This is a genomic window from Pseudomonas sp. TKO26 (assembly GCF_003225665.1).
GTDB lineage: Bacteria > Pseudomonadota > Gammaproteobacteria > Pseudomonadales > Pseudomonadaceae > Aquipseudomonas > Aquipseudomonas saponiphila.
This window is the reverse complement of sequence record NZ_QKLN01000010.1, coordinates 138,649-159,217: the sequence shown is the minus strand read 5'-3', so window position 1 is coordinate 159,217 and position 20,569 is coordinate 138,649. Positions and strand designations below refer to the sequence as shown.

16 protein-coding genes are annotated in these 20,569 nt (G+C 65.6%); 12 read left to right on the top strand and 4 right to left on the bottom strand.

All coding sequences use genetic code 11. The features are described from left to right. The first annotated feature begins 164 nt into the window (after positions 1-164). The 6 genes from DNK59_RS16750 (at position 165) to DNK59_RS16725 (ending at position 7,817) form a co-directional block, all read left to right on the top strand. Complete coding sequence (locus tag DNK59_RS16750; protein WP_092315884.1) at positions 165-869, top strand: glutathione binding-like protein; 705 nt, start codon at positions 165-167, stop codon at positions 867-869. 678 nt (positions 870-1,547) lie between these two features. After that, the gene (locus tag DNK59_RS16745) at positions 1,548-2,399 is read left to right on the top strand and encodes a PhzF family phenazine biosynthesis protein (RefSeq protein ID WP_110723929.1); all 852 of its coding nucleotides are present in this window, start codon (positions 1,548-1,550) and stop codon (positions 2,397-2,399) included. Between the two features lie 258 nt (positions 2,400-2,657). Then, complete coding sequence (hemB, locus tag DNK59_RS16740; RefSeq protein WP_092315880.1) at positions 2,658-3,632, top strand: porphobilinogen synthase; 975 nt, start codon at positions 2,658-2,660, stop codon at positions 3,630-3,632. A 117-nt stretch (positions 3,633-3,749) separates the two neighbouring features. Continuing rightward, the gene (locus DNK59_RS16735; protein WP_060838618.1) at positions 3,750-4,271 is read left to right on the top strand and encodes a sigma-70 family RNA polymerase sigma factor; all 522 of its coding nucleotides are present in this window, start codon (positions 3,750-3,752) and stop codon (positions 4,269-4,271) included. Then, positions 4,268-5,239, top strand: a complete 972-nt coding sequence (locus tag DNK59_RS16730; RefSeq protein ID WP_110723928.1) for a FecR domain-containing protein — start codon at positions 4,268-4,270, stop codon at positions 5,237-5,239. The genes DNK59_RS16735 and DNK59_RS16730 overlap by 4 nt, the downstream gene beginning before the upstream one ends. Positions 5,240-5,342: 103 nt before the next feature. After that, positions 5,343-7,817 (top strand): TonB-dependent receptor, encoded by a 2,475-nt coding sequence (locus DNK59_RS16725; protein WP_110723927.1) that lies wholly within the window; start codon positions 5,343-5,345, stop codon positions 7,815-7,817. A 29-nt stretch (positions 7,818-7,846) separates the two neighbouring features. Here the strand turns inward: DNK59_RS16725 and DNK59_RS16720 are convergent, their stop codons facing one another. Continuing rightward, on the bottom strand, positions 7,847-9,397 hold the full coding sequence (locus tag DNK59_RS16720; protein ID WP_110723926.1) for an FAD-dependent oxidoreductase: 1,551 nt from the start codon (positions 9,395-9,397) through the stop codon (positions 7,847-7,849). A 63-nt stretch (positions 9,398-9,460) separates the two neighbouring features. Beyond that, positions 9,461-10,075 (bottom strand): LysE family translocator, encoded by a 615-nt coding sequence (locus tag DNK59_RS16715; RefSeq protein ID WP_092315872.1) that lies wholly within the window; start codon positions 10,073-10,075, stop codon positions 9,461-9,463. Between the two features lie 362 nt (positions 10,076-10,437). Here DNK59_RS16715 and DNK59_RS16710 point away from each other — a divergent pair, with 362 nt between their 5' ends. Both DNK59_RS16710 and DNK59_RS16700 read left to right on the top strand, forming a co-directional pair. Next, positions 10,438-11,529: a DUF1615 domain-containing protein gene (locus DNK59_RS16710; protein ID WP_110723925.1), complete on the top strand. Its 1,092-nt coding sequence runs from the start codon at positions 10,438-10,440 to the stop codon at positions 11,527-11,529. A gap of 418 nt (positions 11,530-11,947) precedes the next feature. Beyond that, a complete protein-coding gene (locus DNK59_RS16700) occupies positions 11,948-12,496 on the top strand; it encodes an ATP phosphoribosyltransferase regulatory subunit (protein ID WP_110723923.1) in 549 nt (182 codons plus the stop codon). An 85-nt stretch (positions 12,497-12,581) separates the two neighbouring features. Here the strand turns inward: DNK59_RS16700 and DNK59_RS16690 are convergent, their stop codons facing one another. Further along, positions 12,582-13,379: a DUF4349 domain-containing protein gene (locus tag DNK59_RS16690; RefSeq protein ID WP_110723922.1), complete on the bottom strand. Its 798-nt coding sequence runs from the start codon at positions 13,377-13,379 to the stop codon at positions 12,582-12,584. Positions 13,380-13,575: 196 nt separating this feature from the next. Between DNK59_RS16690 and DNK59_RS16685 the strand changes: the two genes are divergently transcribed. Beyond that, positions 13,576-13,995: a PaaI family thioesterase gene (locus DNK59_RS16685; RefSeq protein ID WP_110723921.1), complete on the top strand. Its 420-nt coding sequence runs from the start codon at positions 13,576-13,578 to the stop codon at positions 13,993-13,995. Here the strand turns inward: DNK59_RS16685 and rtcR are convergent. Beyond that, positions 13,992-15,596 (bottom strand): RNA repair transcriptional activator RtcR, encoded by a 1,605-nt coding sequence (rtcR, locus tag DNK59_RS16680; RefSeq protein ID WP_110723920.1) that lies wholly within the window; start codon positions 15,594-15,596, stop codon positions 13,992-13,994. The genes DNK59_RS16685 and rtcR overlap by 4 nt on opposite strands. A 204-nt stretch (positions 15,597-15,800) precedes the next feature. Here rtcR and DNK59_RS16675 point away from each other — a divergent pair, with 204 nt between their 5' ends. The 3 genes from DNK59_RS16675 (at position 15,801) to DNK59_RS16665 (ending at position 20,560) form a co-directional block, all read left to right on the top strand. Next, complete coding sequence (locus DNK59_RS16675) at positions 15,801-17,351, top strand: TROVE domain-containing protein (protein WP_110723919.1); 1,551 nt, start codon at positions 15,801-15,803, stop codon at positions 17,349-17,351. Between the two features lie 634 nt (positions 17,352-17,985). Continuing rightward, complete coding sequence (locus tag DNK59_RS16670; RefSeq protein ID WP_092315858.1) at positions 17,986-19,212, top strand: RtcB family protein; 1,227 nt, start codon at positions 17,986-17,988, stop codon at positions 19,210-19,212. 4 nt (positions 19,213-19,216) lie between these two features. Continuing rightward, entirely contained in the window at positions 19,217-20,560 is a 1,344-nt protein-coding gene (locus DNK59_RS16665) for a PBS lyase (RefSeq protein ID WP_110723918.1), read from the top strand. The last annotated feature ends 9 nt before the right edge of the window (positions 20,561-20,569 follow it).

Sequence of the window (20,569 nt, the reverse complement as noted above, 5' to 3'; positions counted from 1 at the left end):
CATCACGGCCGGTAAAGGCTGTGCTTCTGAGTCCCTGGACGGCGTTTGGTTCGATGCAGCGCCAGACTAATCACGGTGTGTTGCCGATTTAAGAAAACCCGGCGGATAATCCTCGACCGTTGCCTTGTGTGGCGCCCCCCTTTGACTGTCATTGGAAGCCTGTCATGACCGATCTTTCCGCTTTTGCCGTTACCCAGAAATGGCCTGCGCAATTTCCCGAATGGATTCAGCTGTACTCCCTGCCGACCCCCAACGGGGTCAAGGTCTCGATCATGCTTGAAGAGATCGGCCTGCCTTATGAAGCGCACCGCGTCAGCTTCGAGACCCAGGACCAGATGACCCCGGAGTTCCTCAGCGTCAGCCCGAACAACAAGATCCCGGCGATTCTCGATCCCCATGGTCCTGGCGACCAGCCGCTGGCGTTGTTCGAGTCGGGGGCGATCCTGATCTACCTGGCGGACAAGAGCGGGCAACTGCTGGCCCAGGAGTCGGCGGCGCGTTATGAAACCCTGCAGTGGCTGATGTTCCAGATGGGCGGCATCGGGCCGATGTTCGGGCAGGTGGGGTTCTTCCACAAATTCGCCGGCAAGGAATACGAGGACAAGCGGCCGCTGGAGCGTTACGTGAACGAGGCCAAGCGGTTGCTGGGAGTGCTGGACAAGCATCTGGTGGGGCGCGAATGGATCATGGGCGAGCGCTACACCATTGCCGATATTGCGACCTTTCCGTGGATTCGCAATTTGCTCGGGTTTTATGAGGCGGGTGGGTTGGTGGGGATTGATAGCTTCCCAGAGGTGCAGCGGGTGCTGGCCAAGTTTGTGGCGCGGCCGGCGGTGATTCGTGGGTTGGAGATTCCCAAGGTGGGTTGAGGTGGTTTTTTAGGGGCGGGGCGCGAAGGGGGGTACATATCCGTTGCTGCGGGTGCAGCCACTTGCGGCTTCGCCCTTACGGCGACTCACTTTTTTCAAACGCCGGAGTGCCGGCCCAGCAAAAAGTAAGCAAAAACGCTTGCCCCTCCATGGGCCCCTCGCTAGGGCTCGGCGTTCCCTCTCTCCGGCATTGCTCCGGGGGCCCGCCGCCAACCGGCCATCCATGGCCGGGTGGCGGCTAGCTCGGCATCCATGCCGAGCTGCCCCCTACGCAACGCCTACGTTCGGCCGGCTGGGAAGGGGCCTGAAGATCAAGAGCAAAAGCAAAAGCAAAGCTCGTTTTGCGCGCTGTTCGTAGGAGCCGGCTTGCCGGCGAAGGGCCCGCAAGACATGCAGCGCCCTGGAGGACGCCTTCGCTGGCAAGCCAGCTCCTACGGGAGGTGGGGGAGGTACTCCCCATTTCATCCTCAGGCCGGCAGTGCGGCGGCCCACGGATCAATGCCGGAGTTCGGGCATGCCCCGCTATGCCAGGCACCGAGTGGAGGGGCAGGAGCCTTTGGTGACTTGGGGCTTTTCAAAGTGACTCGCTGTAAGAGCTGAACCAGCAGCAGCCCCACCAGCAGTAACGAATATGTACACTTCACCCCCCAAAAAAAACAACCACCACAGGCTCCCTCCATGCCCGCCCTGAACTTCAAACAAATCGACGTCTTCAGCGCCACCCCTCTCAAGGGCAACCCCCTGGCCGTGGTGTTCGACGCCGACGATCTCAGCGCCGAGCGCATGGCCGCGTTCGCCACCTGGACCAACCTCAGCGAAACCACCTTCCTGCTCAAACCCCGCGACCCCCGGGCCGATTACCGTCTGCGCATTTTCACTACCACCCAGGAGCTACCGTTCGCCGGTCACCCGACCCTGGGCAGTTGCCACGCCTGGCTCGAAGCCGGTGGTGTGCCCCAGGGCGAGGAGATCATTCAGGAGTGTGAAGTCGGCCTGGTGCGCATTCGCCGTCAGGGCGATCAGCTGGCTTTTCTCGCGCCGCCGCTGCTCAAGTCCGGCCCGGTGGAGCCTGAGGTGCTGGAGCAGGTATGCCGTGGCCTGGGCCTGACCGGCGGGGACATCGTGCGGGCGCAGTGGGTCGACAATGGTGCCGGCTGGCTGGCGGTGATGCTCGCCGAGCGCCAGCAGGTGCTGGATCTGCAACCGGACTATCCGGCGCTGATCGGCCTGGCCGTCGGGGTGATCGCGCCTTGTGATCCGCAGCGTGATGACACCGACGCACAGTTCGAGGTGCGGGCCTTTATCGCCGGCGACGGCATGCCCGAGGACCCGGCCACCGGCAGCCTCAATGCCGGGATCGCCCAGTGGCTGCTGGGCGCCGGGCTGGCGCCGTCGCGCTATCGGGTCAGCCAGGGGCTGAGCATGGGCCGCGCCGGGGTCATCGATGTCGAGCAGGTGGACGACGAGGTGTGGATTGGTGGCGCTGCCGTCACTTGTATTGAGGGCAAGCTGCTAGCGGCAAGTTGCTAGCTGCAAGTCCAGCGCTTGCAGCTTGCAGCTTGGAGCTTGCCGCTTGCCGCTGCTCCTCTGCATTGCGTCAGATGGTCGCAGGCCGTCAACTGCGGACCTGGGCCAACCCCATGAATCGCGGGCTGGGCGGCGATTATTACCGGTTTCGCAAGGCTTTCTTGAGTCCGGCGGGTTTGTACCTCGGCCGCTCTGGGCATAAGCTTTCAGCCTTTTTTCGCCATCGCTCGTGTTGTTTCGCGCTCAGCCTTAGGAAAAATCATGTCCAGCCAGTTCCCAGAAGCCCGTCCCCGTCGCCTGCGTCGCTCCGAACAACTGCGCAGTCTGTTCCAGGAAACCGAATTCACCCTCAACGATCTGGTGCTGCCGATTTTCGTCGAGGAGGAAATCGACGATTTCGTGCCGATCAAGAGCATGCCCGGGGTGATGCGTATTCCGGAATCCAGGCTGGCCGGGGAGATCGAGCGTTATGCCCGCGCCGGGATCAAGTCGGTGATGACCTTCGGCGTGTCTCACCACCTGGACTGTGATGGCAGCGATACCTGGAAGGAAAACGGCCTGGTGTCGCGCATGTCGCGCATCGCCAAGGACGCGGTGCCGGAGATGATCGTGATGTCCGACACCTGCTTCTGCGAATACACCGAACACGGCCACTGCGGCGTGATGCACGGCCATGAAGTGGACAACGACCAGACCCTGGTCAACCTCGGCAAGCAGGCGGTGGCCGCGGCCCGTGCCGGCGCCGACGTGATCGCGCCCTCGGCGGCCATGGACGGTCAGGTCCAGGCCATCCGCCGGGCCCTGGATGCCGCCGGTTTCACCCAGACGCCGATCATGGCCTATTCCACCAAGTTCGCTTCGGCGCTCTACGGCCCGTTCCGCGAGGCCGGTGGCAGTGCGCTCAAGGGCGACCGCAAGAGCTACCAGATGAACCCGATGAACCGCCGCGAGGCGGTGCGCGAATCCCTGCTGGACGAGCAGGAAGGCGCCGACTCGCTGATGGTCAAGCCCGCCGGGGCCTACCTGGACATCATTCGCGATATCCGCGAGGCCTCGCGCCTGCCAGTGGCGGCGTACCAGGTCAGCGGTGAGTACGCGATGATCAAGTTCGGCGCCCAGGCCGGGGCCATCGACGAGCAACGGGTGGTGCGCGAAAGCTTGGGTTCGATCAAGCGCGCCGGCGCCGATCTGATCTTCACCTACTTCGCCATGGACCTGGCCCTGGCCGGGATCTGATCCCGCACCCGCCCAAAGCGTCCCGCCATGAACGCCGCCTGGCGTTCGTGGCTCTTGCCAAGACTTCCGCCTCTACATGACAATGCGATTCATTATCAAATATGAATCCCTACTGTCATGCCCGCCGACGACTTATCCCTGCGCTGCGCCGTCACCGATCTGTATACCCATCACCATGGCTGGCTGCAGGGCTGGTTGCGCCAGCGCCTGGGCAATGGCTTCGATGCCGCCGACCTGGCCCAGGACACCTTCGTGCGGGTGCTCAAGGCCCGTAACGCGCAGGACATCCGCGAGCCGCGGCCCTACCTGTCGCGCATTGCCCGGGGCCTATTGATCGATCTGTTTCGTCGTCGCTCCCTGGAGCAGGCCTACCTCGAAGCCCTGGCCCGGGTGCCCGAGGGCGAGCACCCGTCGCCGGAGGAACAGAGCGTGCTGTTCCAGGCGTTGATGGAAATCGACCGTCTGCTGGATGGCCTGGGGCCCAAGGTCAAGCAAGCCTTCCTGCTGTCGCAGTGCGATGGCCTGACCTACGAGCAGATCGCCGAGCGCCTGCAGATTTCCGTACGCAGTGTGAGCAACTACATGGCCAAGGCCATGGAGCATTGCTGCCTGATGCAGATGCGGATGCAGCTGTCATGAGTTTTGCCAGCCTGCAACTGAGCGTCGCCGAGCGCCAGGCCATCAGCGGCGCGGCGCGCTGGTATGCGCAGTTGCGCTCCGGCACAGCGAGCGAACAGGAGCAAGCGGCCTGGCGCGAGTGGCTGGCCGCCGACCCCCTGCATCGCCAGGCCTGGGAGCGCATGCAGCAACTGGGCGAGCAGATGTCGGCCCTGCCTGGTGGCCTGGCCGGCCCGACCTTGCGCGGGGCCGGGCGCTCGCGCCGCGAGCTGATGCGCAACCTGGTGGTGCTGGCCTCGGCCGGGTCCCTGGGCTGGCTGGGCTGGCGCAGCGACAGCGCCCAGCAATGGCTGGCGGACTATCGGACCCAGGTCGGCGAGCGCCGCGAAGTGCGCCTGGCGGACGGCAGCGCATTGCTGCTCAACACCGACACTTCGGTGAATGTGGCTTTCGACGGTCAACAGCGCCGGTTGCAGTTGCTCTGGGGCGAGATGCTGGTGAGCGCTGGCGTTGATGCGCTGCACAGGCCATTGCGGGTCATCTCGCGCTACGGTGAGGTCCAGGCCGAGGGCGCGCGTTTCGTGTTGCGCAGCGACGAGCGTGAGGATCGGGCGGCGGTGCTGGAGCAGGGCGTGCAGGTCAGCCTGGGCAACGGTAGCGTGCCGCGTCGAGTCGAGGCCGGCCAGCAACTGGCGTTCAGCGCTGCAGGCTTTGCTGCGCTGCGCTCCAACGATGCGTCGGTGGGCGCCTGGCGTCAGGGCAGCATCATCGCCCTCGACCGCCCCTTGGGGGACTTGCTGGCCGACCTGTCGCGTTACCGCCGCGGAGTCCTGCAGTGCGATCCGCAGATCGCCGGGCTGAGGATTTCAGGGGCCTTTCCCATCGATGACACCGACCGCGCCCTGGCAGCGCTTGAGAGCGGTTTCTCGCTGCGTATCGAGCGCTACACGCGCTATTGGGTGCGGGTGTCCCAGCGCCGCGTCGGCTGAAACCAAGCGGTAAAAAATAATTATTCCGGTCTTTGCACTTTTGCCCGTTCTGATCCGGCTTATCCCCCAGTGGATTCATTTTCGTTAGCGGGGAAGGCCAAGCATGTCTGATGTTCACAAGTCGAAGTTGGCTCGGGCGATCAAGCTCGGGCTCTGTGGTGCACTGGTGGTCCATGGGGCGGCACTGCTGCCGTTGAGCGCAGTGGCGGCCAGCGAACAGAGCGCCGTGCGCCGCTTCGACATTGCCGCCGGCGATCTCACCGAGGTGCTGAGCCGTTACGCCAGCGCCGCCGGGGCAGCGATTTCCTTCGATGCGCGGCAGACCGCCGGCCTGCATTCGCCCGGGCTCAAGGGGGAATACGGGGTGCAGGAAGGCTTTGCGCGGATTCTCGCCGGCAGTGGCTGGCAGGCCGAAGCGCAGAGCAACGGCAGCTACGTGCTGCGTCCGCTGCCCCAGGGCAGCGGCGCCCTGGAGCTGGGCGTCACCCAGGTACAGGGCCAGGAACTGGGCGCCACCACCGAGTACTCCGGCTCCTACACCACCGGTGCGGTGACCATCGGCAAGGGCCAGCACTCGCTCAAGGAAACCCCGCAGTCGGTGACCGTGATCACCCGCAAGATGCTCGATGACCAGAACCTCAACACCATCGACCAGGTGATGGAGAAGACCCCGGGCATCACCCTTTACGACTCGCCCATGGGCGGCAAGTATTTCTACTCCCGGGGCTTTCGCATGACCGGCCAGTACCAGTACGACGGCGTGCCCCTGGACATGGGCAGCAGCTACGTACAGGCCGACAGCTTCAGCAGCGACATGGCCTTCTATGACCGGGTGGAAATCCTGCGCGGCGCCGCCGGCATGCTCAAGGGCGCGGGCGGCACTGCCGGCTCGGTGAATTTCGTGCGCAAGCGCGGCCAGGCCACGCCCCACACCGAACTGACGATGTCCGCCGGCAGCTGGGACAACTACCGGGCCCAGGTGGACACCGGCGGGCCGTTGAACGACGCCGGCACCCTTCGTGGCCGAGCGGTGGTGACCCAGCAGACCCGGCAGTATTTCTACGACCTGGGCGAGCGCAAGGACCAGGTCTACTACGGCGCCCTGGACTTCGACCTCAGCGACGCCACCACCCTGGGCCTGGGCATGGCCTATGAAGACGTCGACTCGCGCCCGTGCTGGGGCGGCCTGCCGCGCTACAGCGACGGCAGCGACCTCAAGCTCGGCCGTTCCACCTGCCTGAACACCGCCTGGAACAATTCGCGCAGCAAGCGCGCGACCTATTTCGCCGACCTGCGCCAGCAGCTCAACGACGACTGGGCGCTGAAGGTGGCCGGGGTCTACAGCCGCAATACCCAGGACATCGAGTACGCCTTCCCCAGTGGCTCGGTGCCGGTCGCTGCCAGCCGCTCCAGCACCCTGATGCTGGGCAGCATCTATGACTACGACCAGGTGGACTACGGTTTCGACGCCTATGTCGATGGGCGCTTCCAGGCCTTTGGCCAGGAGCACGAGCTGACCTTCGGCGCCAACGCCAGTCGCTCGATCAAGGACGACTTCTACGCCGTCGCGGTGTTGCCGCAACGGCAGAACGTGCTGGACCCGGATCACCACCTGCCCAAGCCCGATGCCAGCTACTACGAGGGCAACGCCTCCCGTGGCGGTCCATCCGATCTGCGGATCCAGCAGCAAGGGCTGTACTCCACCCTGCGCCTGAAACTGGCCGACCCGCTGACCCTGGTCATGGGCGGCCGGGTCAGCTGGTACAAGTCGCAGAACGATGCCGTGGCCTACTGGCGCGACACCCGCACCCCAAGCAGTGCCCGTTCCAGGGAAACCGGCGAGGTCACGCCGTTCGCCGGGGTGCTGTACGACCTCACCGACAACCTCACGGCCTACGCCAGCTACTCCAGCATCTTCACTCCCCAGGGCAGCTATCGGACCCTGGACGGTGCGTCCCTCAAGCCGCTGGTGGGCAAGAGCTATGAAGCGGGAATCAAGGGCGAGTGGTTCGACGGTCGCCTGAACAGCGCCTTGAGTCTGTTTCGCACGATCCAGGAGGATGCGCAGCAGGACGATCCGGCCTGCCCTGACAGCACCTGCTCGCTGAACTCGGGCAAGGTGTGGGCCCAGGGTTTTGAAGCCGAACTCAGCGGTGAGGTGATCGAGCGCCTGCAAGTGCTGGCCGGCTACACCTACACCCAGACCAAGACCCTGGAGGATGCCGACAGCAGCAAGAACGGCCAGTCGTTCAATTCCTACGTACCGCGGCACCTGCTGCGGGTGTGGGGCGACTACCAACTGGGCGGTGCCCTGGAGCGCTTCACCGTGGGGGCCGGGGTCAACGCGCAAAGCGACAACTACCGAGTCTCGCCCACCAGCGGCAAGCACATCAGCCAGGCCGGCTACGCGATCTGGAACGGGCGCATCGGCTATCGGCTCGACGACACCTGGTCCCTGGCGCTGAACGGCAACAACCTGCTGGACAAGCGCTACTACACCACCATCGGCACCGAAGGCTTCGGCAACTTCTACGGTGATCCACGCAACTTCACCCTGTCGGTCAAGGCCGACTTCTAAGGCCCCTGGCGGCGTGCGCCGAGCGCGGATCAGCGCGGTTTGTGGTTGGCCAGGCTGTTCTGCGGGGAGATTTCGCGCTCGCGGAAATAGCGCTCCAGCACCCGCGGGTCGGCGGAGCGTTCGGCCAGCGCCACGTAGGTGTCCGGGCGCAGCAGGTACAGGGCGTTGCGCGCCAGCCCCGCGTGGGCGTGGGCCGAGCGCCAGTCGAAGATGCGCAACGGCACCCGGTGCTCGGCGCACCAGTCCTGTACCGCGTTGCTGGTGACGCCGTAGACGTGCACCTGCCAGCCCAGGTGATCGAGGCTGTCGAAGTTGTCGTGCTCGCCGTCGCGGACCCAGGGCAGGCGATCGCCGCCGTGCACCGGGCCGGCGCCGCCGGCGCTCAGGGGCATGCCCCGGTAGTTGAGGGTGATCTGCGACACGGTGCGAAAGAGAAACTCCCGGGCACGGTCGAAGGCGGCGATCTTCGGCAGCAGCAGGGGGGCCAGGCGAGTCCGTGCCAGGTAGGCGACCGGGCCATCGGCGGTGGCGAAGCTGAACACCCGGTCGGTGGTGGCCACCAGGCGCCGGGCGAATTCCATGCGTTCGATCTCATAGCTGTCCAGCAGGCTTTCGGCGCTGCTGCCGCTGAGCACCGCCGCCAGTTTCCAGGCCAGGTTGATGGCGTCGCCGATCCCGGTGTTCATGCCCTGGCCGCCGGCCGGGCTGTGCACGTGGGCGGCATCCCCCAGCAGGAACACCCGGCCGCAGCGAAACTGCTCGGCCACCCGGTGATGCACCTTGTAGGTGGAGAACCAGTTGACCTGATTCACCTCGACCTTGAGCTGGCGCATGGCGCGCCGGCTGACGTCTTCGAAGCGCAGGTTTTCCGGGTGCTCGGCGCGCTCGTCGCGCACCGTGCCGATCAGCCGCGCGCTGCCGCTGTGGGCCAGGGGAAACACCGCGAGAAAGTCGGCGTCGTCCAGGTCCACGTGCAACTGGCCGTCGATGCTCGGGCCGCTGGCCTCGACATCGGCGACATAGAACACCTGCTGATAGGTGCCACCGGGAAAGCCTGTGCCCAGGGTCTTGCGCACCGTGGAGCGGGCGCCGTCGCAGCCGGCCAGGTAGAAGGCCTGGCAGTGTTCCTCGCGGCCGTCGGGGCCGCGCAGGCGAGCGTTGATCAAGTGGCCGTGGTCGGTGAAGGCCAGCAGTTCGGTGCCCCGTTCGACGCTGACCCCGAGCAGGGCCAGGCGCTCGATCAGCAATTGCTCGTGTTCGTCCTGGGGAAAGATCTGCAGGAACGGGTAGGGGGTCAGGTCCTCGCCGATGGCGTTGAACGGCAGTTGAGCCGCGCGCTCGCCGCGGACCCAGAGGTTGACCGCCGGCACGTGGTGGCCGCGTTCGACGATGGCCCGGGTCAGGTCCAGCTGGCGGTACAGCTCCAGGGTCCGGGCCTGCACCGCCAGGGCCCGGGAGGTGGTGCCCGGGCCCTGGGTCTTGTCGATGATCCGGACCTTGATCCCCTGCTGGCGCAGCCAGAGCGCCAGCACCAGGCCGGTCGGGCCGGCGCCGATGATCAGTACGTCGCTGCAGTTCATGTGTTTGCCCTCGTCAGGAGATCAACGTCATGCATCTGGCTGCGGGCGGCGCCTGCCGCGGACTCAGCGCTGGGCGAAGGCCAGGTTCAGGCCGAGCCCGGCGAAGCTTGCGGCAAAGCTGCGGCGCAACCAGTTCTGCACCTTGGGCGACTCGATCACCGCGGTGCGGAACAGGTTGGCCAGCAGGCCATAGAGCACGAACACCAGGAAGGTCATGGCCATGAACACGCCGCTCAGGGTGACCATCTGCAGCAGCGGATCGGCGCCGTCGTGCCGGATGAACTGGGGCAGGAAGGCCAGGAAGAAGATCGTCAGCTTGGGATTGAGGATGTTCAGCAGGCAGGCCTTGAGCATCAGCGCGCCGGCGCCGCGGCTCACTGACTGGCTGTCTACGGCGAACGCCGAACGGTCGCGCCAGGTGGCGTAGGCCAGGTACAGCAGGTAGGCGACCCCGGCGAACTTCAGCCCCTGAAAGGCCAGGGCGCTGGTGTGCAGGATCGCCGACAGGCCCAGGGCCGAAGCCAGCAGGTGCGGGACGATCCCGGCGGTGCAGCCGATGGCGGTGAACAGGCTGGCGCGCTTGCCGGCCACCAGGGCGGTGGAAATGGTCAGGATCACGCCGCTGCCGGGAATCAGCACGACGATCAGGCTGGTGAGCAGAAAATCCAGGGTCAACATCCGGGTGTCACTCCATTGAGGGCGTGTGTCGGGCCAGGTGTGCCCGGGACGACGCGTTGAGGCTCGGGGCCATCAACATACACCTGGCCACGCTGGCAATAGAAGGATTTTAGCCGGGAGCCGCAATTGAGCCTGGGAAGCTGCAAAAGGTCGGGTCGCAGGGCCTTGCCTGGCAATCCCCGCCGAACCTCAATCGGCCTTGAGAGCGTCGCATCCCTGCGACGAGTACCGCCCACAGCTTGCGCAGCCAGCGGCAGCAGCTTCATGGGGGGGGACGGGAACAGCGTTGGTATTCCTTGGTCGAACGCCCCATGCCGCTGCTTTACTGATACGGCCCTTGTCCAGCCATCTTGCGGAGTCCCATGATTTCCCACCGTCTTCTCAGCTGTTTCCTGGGCCTGTCGTTGCTGGCCGGTTGCGCCAGCCCGCGTGGCCCCCAGGCGCCGACGCTGACCCCGGAGCAGACCCAGGCGCGGATCCTGCGCCTGCTGCCGGCCCAGGTCGGCGACCGCCAGGGCTGGGCCCGGGACATCCAGGTGGCCTTCAGCGCCCAGGGGCTGGAGCCGAGCCAGAGCAACCTGTGCGCGGTGCTGGCGGTGACCGAGCAGGAATCGACCTTCCAGGACGACCCGACAGTGCCGGGCCTGGGGCGCATTGCCCGGGAGGAAATCGACCGTCGCGCGGCCAAGGTGCATGTGCCGGCGCTGCTGGTCAGCGCCGCCCTGCAAGTGCGCGACGCGCACGGCCAGTCCTACAGCCAGCGCCTGGCCAAGGCCCGAACCGAGAAGGAGCTGAGCGCAATCTTCGATGACTTCATCGGCATGGTGCCCCTGGGCCAGACCCTGTTCGGCCGTTTCAACCCGGTGCACACCGGCGGGCCGATGCAGGTCAGCATCGAGTTTGCCCAGCAGCATGCCCAGGGTTATCCCTACCCGGTGCAGGGCACGATTCGCCATGAAGTCTTCAGCCGCCGTGGCGGCCTGTACTTCGGCATCGCCCACCTGCTGGGCTACCCGGTGGACTACCCGCAACCGCTGTACCGCTTCGCCGACTTCAACGCCGGCTGGTACGCCAGCCGCAACGCCGCCTTCCAGGCCGCGGTCAGCCGCCTCAGCGGAATCAAATTGGCCCTGGATGGCGACCTGATCCGCTACGACTCGCTCTTGCCCGGCACTACCGAGTTGGCGGTGCGCACCCTGGGCAAACAGCTGGGCCTGCGCAACCCGCAGATCCGCGAGCAGTTGGAAAAGGGTGACCGTGAGGACTTCCCGCAGACCGAGCTGTACCGCCAGGTGTTTGCCCTGGCCGATCGCAGCGCCGGCCGGCCCGTGCCACGCCAGCAGTTGCCGGGCATCGAACTCAAGAGCCCGAAGATCACCCGCCAGCTGACCACCGCCTGGTTCGCCAAACGGGTGGACGAGCGCTACCAGCGCTGCCTGCAACGGCCGCTGTAACCCAAGGGCCTGCCGTAGGAACTGGCTTGCCAGCGAAGGCGTCCGCCAGGGCGATGCAAGGCTTGCGGCCCTGTTCGCCGGCAAGCCGGCTCCTACGGTGAGTGCCTGGCTTGCCAGGCACTTGGGCCGCGTGGCAGGATGCGCCATGAATTTTTCCAGCCTCGACTCCCGCCTGCATCACCATCGACCTCAGCTTCGGGGCCGTGGTCGCGTGTGCGCGTCGAGCGGTCAGTCATCCAGACCCTGAGATCACTGACCAACGATGAAAAAACCAAGGCGCCCGACAAGGCGCCTTTTTTATTGCCAGTCAAAAACCAAGAGGAAATACCCATGACCATGCTCCGTGGCACTCGAATGATCACCGGTACACAAGCCGCCGCCCTGCGCACCCTGGAAGGACGCTTCCGGAGCTGGCTTCATCGCAGCGGGTGCTGAAGAAGTCATTGTCCCGGCGCTGTGGGGCCAGGACACCTTTATCGAAAAGGCCGGCGGCAGTGAAGTCATCGGCCAGATGTGGGCCTTCAACGACAAGGCCGGACGGCCCTGCTGCCTGATCCCGGAAGCCACCGCGCTGTTCCAGGAAACCGCCGGCGAGCTGCTGGCGGGGCGCGAACAGGCGGCGGTTTTCTATGTTGCCCGCTGCTATCGCTACGAGCGCCCGCAAGCCGGGCGCTACCGTGAGTTCACCCAGTTGGGCCTGGAGATCCTCGGCCCCGATCCGCAACAGGCCCTGGAGCAGGCGCGGGCGCTGTGCGTGGGTTTTCTCGATTCACTGGGCCTGGACTATGAGCTCAACCTGGGGGTCAAGCGCGGCCTGACCTACTACCTCAATGGCGAAGGCTTCGAGGTGCGTTGCCCGCAGTTGGGCGCGCAGCAGCAAGTGGTGGGGGCGGGTGCCTATCGCCAGGGGGCCGGCTTCGGCATTGGCCTGGAGCGCCTGCAACTGGCGCTGCAACCCCAGCCGTAGGCGCTGGCTTGCCAGCGAAGGCGTCCGTCAGGGCGCTGCAGGATTCGCGGTCCTGTTCGCCGGCAAGCCGGCTCCTACGGCGGGTTCAGGGGCGGCGACGGACGAACTTGCGCCACAGCCAGACCCACAGCAGCGCCAGGGGGAAGGCCAGGATCACAAAGGGCAGGGCCTGGCTGCCTTTCTCCAGGGCTGCGGCAGTGCCCTCGGCCAGGTTGTCCGGCAGGTTGCGCAGGGCGCGCTTGAGGCTTGAGCCGCGTTCTGTGCTGTCACTGGGCAGGAAGTTCAGGGTCAGGCGGTTGGTGTCCAGGCGGCGCTGGTGTCCGGCAGCCGCCTGGGCCAGGGCCTGCAGGTCGTTCTCGATGCCGGCCTGCTCCTTGCTCAGGGCGATCAGGTCGCTGACGCCGATGTCCTTGCGCGCCGCCAGTTCATCCAGGCGCTGTTGCTGGGCCTTGAGCCGCTGTTGCTGGCGTTGCACATCGGCCACGGCGTCGGCCAGGTCTTCGGCGCTGGTGACCCGCTCGCCCAGTTCGGCCCCTTGGGACGCCTGCTTGACGATGGGTTCGACACCGTCCGGGACGATTCGCAACACCACCCGAGCGCGGTACTTGCTCTGTTCCAGAAGCAGGATGTTGCAGGCGCCAAACTGGGCCTTTTCGCAGGATTCGCGGGTTTGTTCCAGGTGCGCGCCGATCTGTTCGGCGGGCAGGGACAGGGTCAGTTCGTGTTCGTAGGCCAGCAGGGCGCCAGCCTTGCCCTGGGCGCCGCCGAGGGCCACCGCGGAGTTGTTGTGATCACTGGGGGAACAGGCACTGAGGGCCAGGGCGCCGAAGAGGGCAAAGGCCAGTCGACGGGGGATGGCAGGGTGATCGTCCTGATGCTGCATGGAGGCTCCTTGAATACTTGAAACTGCGGCTAGGGCGCAGGCGCGCATCTTACCGCTGTTCCCAGGATCACCACGATCGCGGTGCAACTTATTTTCACCAATTTGCCTGGCTGATGCTCATAGGCACCGTGGTCAATCAGGGCTACACCTGTCGCCCTGTGCAACCCTCGTTACCCAGCGGTTCAAGGAGAACCTCATGAGCGAATCGGACATTCCCCCGGGCTTCAGTCCCTTGCCCCGCAGCAGCCCGCTGCTGGAGCTGATCGGCCCGGTCTATGGTCGCGGCAGTGGCCGCGAACTGTGCCTCGGCCTGCGTGCCGACACCCGCCACGCCAACGGCCGGGGCACGGTGCATGGCGGCATCATCGCCACCCTGGCGGACATTGGCATGGGCTACGCCATGGCGTTTTCCAGCGAGCCGCCGTTGCCGCTGATCACCGCCAGCATGACCCTCGACTACCTGGGGGCGGTGCAGGTCGGGGAGTGGATCGAGGTGCGCCTGGAGCATGCCCAGCGCGGCCGGCAGATGGCCTTTGCCACGGTGCTGCTGCGGGTCGGCGAGCGTGAAGTGGCGCGGGCCAGCGGGGTATTCGCAGTGCCGGCGCCGCGGGATTAGTCGCCGGGGTTGATCTGCTTCCAGTCCAGGCCGAAGCGCGCCAGGTACTTGCGCAGGCGGTCGGCGTCGTTGGGGTTGGCCTTGCCCAGGCGCGACACCCCAAACAACCGGCGCCCGGCATCCGACAGGCTGTCGGCGCGGCGGCATTCGGCAATCACCGCCTTGAGTTGCAGGCGGTCGAACAGGTCCATCTCCACGTCCTCGCCCAACAGTTGCTGCAGCTCATCCTCGGCATTCTCCAGGCCCCAGGCATGGCGCAGGCGCTGGATTTCCTCTTCGACCTGGATCTGGTCGATGCGCCCGCTGTCGGCCAGGGTGGCCATGCGGGTGATGGACGCCGACAGCTCGCGGAAGTTGCCCAGCCAGGCCGCTTCGCTGGAGCTGGCGAAGGCCAGGTAACGGCGCCGCGCCTCCAGGTTGAACCGCACCAGTTGCCCTTGCTCCCGGGCATGGCGCTGCAGCTCGAAATCGATGTTCGGCTCGATGTCTTCGCGGCGTCCCGCCAGTCCCGGCAGGTTGAAGGTCCAGAGGTTGACTCGCGCATACAGGTCTTCGCGGAACAGGCCCTGGGCCACCCGGCCGCGCAGGTCGCGGTGGGTGCCGGCGATGATCAGGAAGTCGCTCTGCACCTCCTGGTCCGCGCCCATGGGGAAGAAGCGCTTCTCTTCGATGGCCTTGAGCAGCATCGCTTGTTCATCCAGCCCCAGTTCGCCGATCTCGTCGAGAAACAGCATGCCGCCGTCCGCCGCCCGCAGCAGGCCGTCGCGGGCATTCTGGGCGCCGGTGAAGGCGCCCTTGATATGCCCGAACAGCGCCGACATGGCGCCGTCGCCGCGCAGGGTGGCGCAGTTGACCTCGACAAAGCGCCCCTGCACCTGGTGCCGGCCGCGCTTGAGCTCATAGATGCGCCGGGCCAGGAACGACTTGCCGGCACCGGTGGGGCCGATCAGCAGCATCGGTGCCCGGGAGCGCACGGCCACGCGCTCGATCTGCTCGATGGAGCGGTTGAACGCCGGGTTGCGGGTGGCGATCCCGGACTTGAGGAAGGCCAGGCCTTCCAGACGCTTGTGGGCAAAGCGCGAGGCGATGCGGTCGTAGCGCGACAGGTCGAGGTCGATCAGCGCGTGGGTGCCGGTGGCCTGCTCGCCGGGGTCGCGGCGCCGGGCCGGCGAGGTCTGGATCAGCCGGGCAGGGAGGTAGCGCGCCTCGGTCAGCAGGAACCAGCAGATCTGCGCCACGTGGGTGCCGGTGGTGATGTGCACCAGGTAGTCCTCGCGCTCGGTGTCGAACGGGTAGGCGCTGGTGAAGTCGTGCAGGGCGGCGTACACCTCCTCGAAGTCCCAAGGGTTGTTCAGGCCCATGGGGTGCAGGCGCACTTCGGTTTCCGGCGACACCTGGCGCACGTCGTTGGCCACCCGCTCGGCCAGGCTGACATCCCGGGCGTCAAGGCCGTGGATCAGTTCCAGGCGGTTGATCAGCACATCCTGCTGCTGGCACAGGCCGACCGTGGGCCGCCAATGGCTCCAGCGATTGGCGCCTTTGCCGACGCGATCGAGGGTGGAGCCGATAAAGCCGATGGCGACCGTGGGTTTGCTCGACATGTTTATACCTGAAGATAAAAGGCGATAGGCAAAGATATAAAATTTTCGCGGCGTTTGTCTTGTTGAATGGCCGGTGTAAAATTTAATAAAAATAAAATCGTTATAAATCAATAAGTTAAAAAATAATTTGCTGAAAAATCAAAACCTGGCACAGCGGCTGCTATGTATCTCGCAACGAACGAGACAACAGAGCGAGACGCCAAGATGGCCAACTTCCAGCTGTTCAACACCCAACAGGCAAAAGCGCCAGCGAGCACCACCCTGAACGCTTCCAAGGCCGGGGCTTATGCCTACAACGCCAAGCATCGCCTGGCCCAGCTGGCGGTCACCGGTTGCCTGAACTCGACCTTCTACACCTCGCCTGAAGGCCAGCTGGAGGCGGTGCTGCAACTGGTGAGCGAGCTGGACAGCCGCTTCGTCGCCCAGGCTGCCCGTTACGCTCGCCAGCAAGGCCATATGAAGGACATGCCGGCGCTGCTGCTGGCGGCGCTGACCGCGCAACGCTCGGTCCTGGTACCGGAGCTGTTCGCCCAGGTGGTGGACAACGGCAAGATGCTGCGCAACTTCGTGCAGATCCTGCGCAGCGGCGTGACCGGGCGCAAATCCCTGGGGTCGCAGCCCAAGCGCCTGGTGCAGAACTGGTTGAACACGGCCAGCGAGCGTCAGCTGTTGCAGGCTTCGATCGGCAGCCAGCCGTCCCTGGCGGACGTGGTGAAGATGGTTCACCCCAAGCCCAGCGAGGCCTGGCGCGAAGCCTTCTTTGCCTGGGTGATCGGCAAGCCGGTGGATGTGCAGGCGCTGCCCGGGCTGACCCGCGACCTGCTGGCGTTTCGCAGCGGGGCGACACAGGAAGTGCCGCAGGTGCCGTTCCAGTTGCTCGGCAACGAAACACTGAGCGCCGAACAATGGGCGGCACAGGCCCGCAACATGGGCTGGCAGGGGCTGCGCATGAACCTCAACACCCTGGCGCGCCACGGCGCGTTCCAGGTGCCGGGTTGCACCGAGTACGTGGCGGCGCGGTTGGCGGATGCGGGGGAGGTGGCCAAGGCCCGGGTCTATCCGTACCAGTTGCTGGCGGCCTACCGTATGGCCGGCGAGGAGGTGCCGCAAGCGGTCCGCGAGGCGCTGCAGGATGCTCTGGAACTGTCCCTGGCCAACGTGCCGGCGCTGGCGGGCAACGTGGTGGTCTGCCCGGATGTCTCGGGTTCGATGCACAGCCCGGTCACCGGCTACCGCCAGGGCGCCACCACCGCGGTGCGCTGCATCGATGTGGCGGCACTGGTGGCAGCGGCGGTGTTGCGCAAGCAGCCGGCGGCGCGGGTCATGCCGTTCGAGCGGGGTGTGGTGAACATTCACCTGAACCCGCGGGACAGCGTGATGAGCAATGCGCAGAAGCTGGCCAACATCGGCGGAGGCGGGACCAACTGCTCGGCGCCCCTGGCGCAACTGGCCAACGCCAAGAGCCGCGTGGACACCCTGATCCTGGTCTCGGACAACGAGTCGTGGATCGATGCGCGGCGTCACGGGGCCACGGAAACCATGCGCCAGTGGGAGCGGATCCGGGCCATCAACCCGCAGGCGAAGCTGGTGTGCATCGACATGCAGCCGGGGGCCACGACCCAGGCGCCAGACCGCGAGGACATCCTCAACGTCGGCGGCTTCAGTGACGCGGTGTTCGATGTGATCGAGCAGTTCACTGCGGGCAACTACGGTGCGCAGCACTGGGTCAAGGCGATCGAGGCCATGGCGCCCTGATCGACAGAACATGGAGGTACACCGTGCGCCGGCCAGCCGGCGCACAGCGAAGATTTTTTGCTCATTGGCCCTGAATGCCGCTGTGACTACATCCAAAGGCGTCTCAGCAACTCTTGTCAGGGCCGGTGACGGCACGAATGCCAGTGGCTGTACATCCTGGTTAAGCCGGTTCGAATCCGGCCATCAGTCACTACTTTTGTCGTGCCACCTTTTTTGCAGTTTTTGCGACGAATGCTGGTGGAACTACATCCCAGGTTCGAGATGCGGGTTCGATTCCCGCCGGTGCTGGAAAACGGCGCCGTGGTTCAATGGACAGAACACGAACGCATTGTTCCATCGACTCTTGTCGTCGCATCTTTTTCCCCGCCTCGGCGGGATGGCAGCGAATGCCACGGGTACTACATGGTGTCGCGGGTTCGAGCCCCGCCAGCCGCAAGGCTGTAGCTCAGTCGGTAGAGCAAATGTGCCTGTTCCCTTGTCGCTGCCCGCAGGCCCGGCCTGCACCGAACACCGCAACTCCGTAGGAGCTGGCTTGCCAGCGAAGAGGCCCCTGAGATCGTCTTCTGCGCCCCGGCTCCTGCACACCCTATTGAACAAGGCCGAATCAGCGGCCACAGGAAAAAGAGTCAACGACATGGAACAAAAAACCTACCAACTGCTGGAAGTCGCCAACGGCAAGCCGATCAAGATGTGGACCCAGGGCGTGCCGGTGGAAAACGAAGCCCGCCAGCAATTGATGAACACCGCGAAGATGCCGTTCATCTTCAAGCACCTGGCGGTGATGCCCGACGTGCACCTGGGTAAGGGATCGACCATCGGTAGCGTGATCCCCACGGTGGGCGCGATCATTCCGGCCGCGGTCGGGGTGGATATCGGTTGCGGAATGATCGCCGCCCGTACCTCGCTGACCGCCGCCGACCTGCCTGATAACCTGGCCGGATTGCGCAGCGCCATCGAAGCGGCAGTGCCTCATGGTCGTACCTCGCCCCGTAGCGGTCGCGATAAGGGTGCCTGGGGTGACGTACCGAATCAGGCCGACCAGGCGTGGGCGGCGTTGCATCCGCGCTTCAAGGCGATCACCGATAAGTACCCGGCCCTGGCCAACAGCAACAACCGCAAGCACCTGGGAACCCTCGGTGGCGGTAACCACTTCATCGAGGTCTGCCTGGATGAGGCCAACCGGGTCTGGTTCATGCTGCACAGCGGTTCCCGCGGAGTCGGTAACGCCATCGGCAACCTGTTCATTCACCTGGCCCAGGCCGATATGCGCCAACATATCGCCAACCTGCCGGACCGCGACCTGGCCTACTTCGAGGAAGGCAGCCAGCACTTCGACGATTACGTGGAAGCCGTGGCCTGGGCCCAGGATTTTGCCCGGCAGAACCGCGAACTGATGATGCAACTGGTGATCCAGGCCACGCGCCAGGTGATCCGCAAGCCCTTCGAAGTGGCGCTGGAGGCAGTCAACTGCCACCACAACTACGTGCAGAAGGAGCGCCACTTCGGTGAAGAGGTGCTGGTGACCCGCAAGGGCGCGGTGTCGGCGAAGAAGGGCGAGCTGGGGATCATCCCGGGGTCGATGGGGGCCAAGAGCTTCATCGTTCGCGGGCTGGGTAACGAGGAGGCGTTCTGCTCCTGCAGCCACGGTGCCGGGCGTACCATGAGCCGCACCAAGGCCAAGAACACCTTCACCCTGGCCGACCAGATCCGCGCGACCGCCCATGTGGAGTGCCGCAAGGATGAAGCGGTGATCGACGAAATCCCGATGGCCTACAAGGACATCGACCAAGTGATGCACGCCCAGCGCGAGCTGGTGGAAGTGCTGCACACCCTGCGTCAGGTGGTGTGCGTAAAGGGGTAGAACAATGGACGACATGGACGCCTTGATAGCGGCCCCGCCCGGCTGGCATTACCAGTTGAGCGACTACGAAGCCCGCCGCGTGCGGGAGGTGCTGGAGGAATTGGACCGGCACAGTGCCTGGCTGGAACTGAGCCGCTTCGGCAACGGTTTCGTGCGTCAGGCGGCGGTGCGCCACCTGGCCGCGCAGCCTTCGGCCGAGGCCCTGGCGGTGTTCCTGGAGCGGCTCAACGACTGGGTGCCCCAGGTGCGCCAGGAGGCCGCCGCGGCGCTGGAGGGCTATCTGGCGCCAGAGCGCGCCGGGCTGCTGTTGCAGAGCCTGACGCCGCTGCTGGCCCTGGTCGGCAAGCAGCGCGCCGACCACGGCGCGACCCTGCAGCGGGCGCGTTCGGTGCTGCAGTTGGCCCAGGTACGCGAAGAAGTTGAAGAGGCTTTTGCCGGTTGCCGGGGCAAGGCCGCGCGCTTTGTCTTCGAGCTGTTGCTCGAAGAGGCGCCGGAGCGGGCGGTGTTGCTGGCTCGGGCGCTGCGCCACCGGGAGGTCAGCGTGCGGCAGATGGCGGTGGATGCCTGTGCCGAATTGCCGGCCGAGCAGGCCGTGCCTTTGCTGGAGGAGGTGATGCACAGTTGCGGCGCCAGTGTGCGGGTCAAGGCTCTGCGCTTGTTGCTGCCATTGCTGGACGATCCTCGCGAGTATCTGAGTCAGGCCCTGCTGGACCCTTCGGGGGCCTTGCGTTGCCTGGCCCACTGGGCCGCGCCCCGTCACGGGCTGGACCCGCGTGAGGTATTGCGGCAACGGCTGCAACAGCCGGTACCACGCAACAAGCGCAGTTGGCTGGGCCTGCTGGGGCTGGTCAAGGAGCTGCAGGAACCCATGGCCGACGCCATGGTGCGGCAGGCCCTGGCCTCGCCGGCGCCGAGTGTGCGCCTGCTGGCCCTGCAGACCCTGGGTGAACGTGGCATGGCCGAGCAACTGGCGGCCCTGGACGACCCCTCGGACAAGGTCTTCAACTGCGCCCTGGGCCTGTTGCACGAGCAACCCTGGGCAGTCTTCGACGAGGCCCTGGAGCAGCGTCTGGATCAGCACTGGCATGACCTGCCCAAGGCGCGGCGCTGGGCCCTGCTGGCCCTCAAGCCGGGCTGGCGCCAGCTGGAGTACCTGCTGTGGCGCCTGGGGCAGGGCGGCAGCGAGGCCGGCTATTGGCGCGAAACCCTGGCGCGCTGGTGCGATGGCCGCTACGGGATGTTCGACCCGGTCACTCCCAAGCCCCTGCGTGAAGCCATGGTGCAGCGCTTGCAGGCCATGGAAGCGGCAGGGGAACTGCCCGCCGGTTCGGTCAAACGGCTGTTGTGAAGAAAGGAG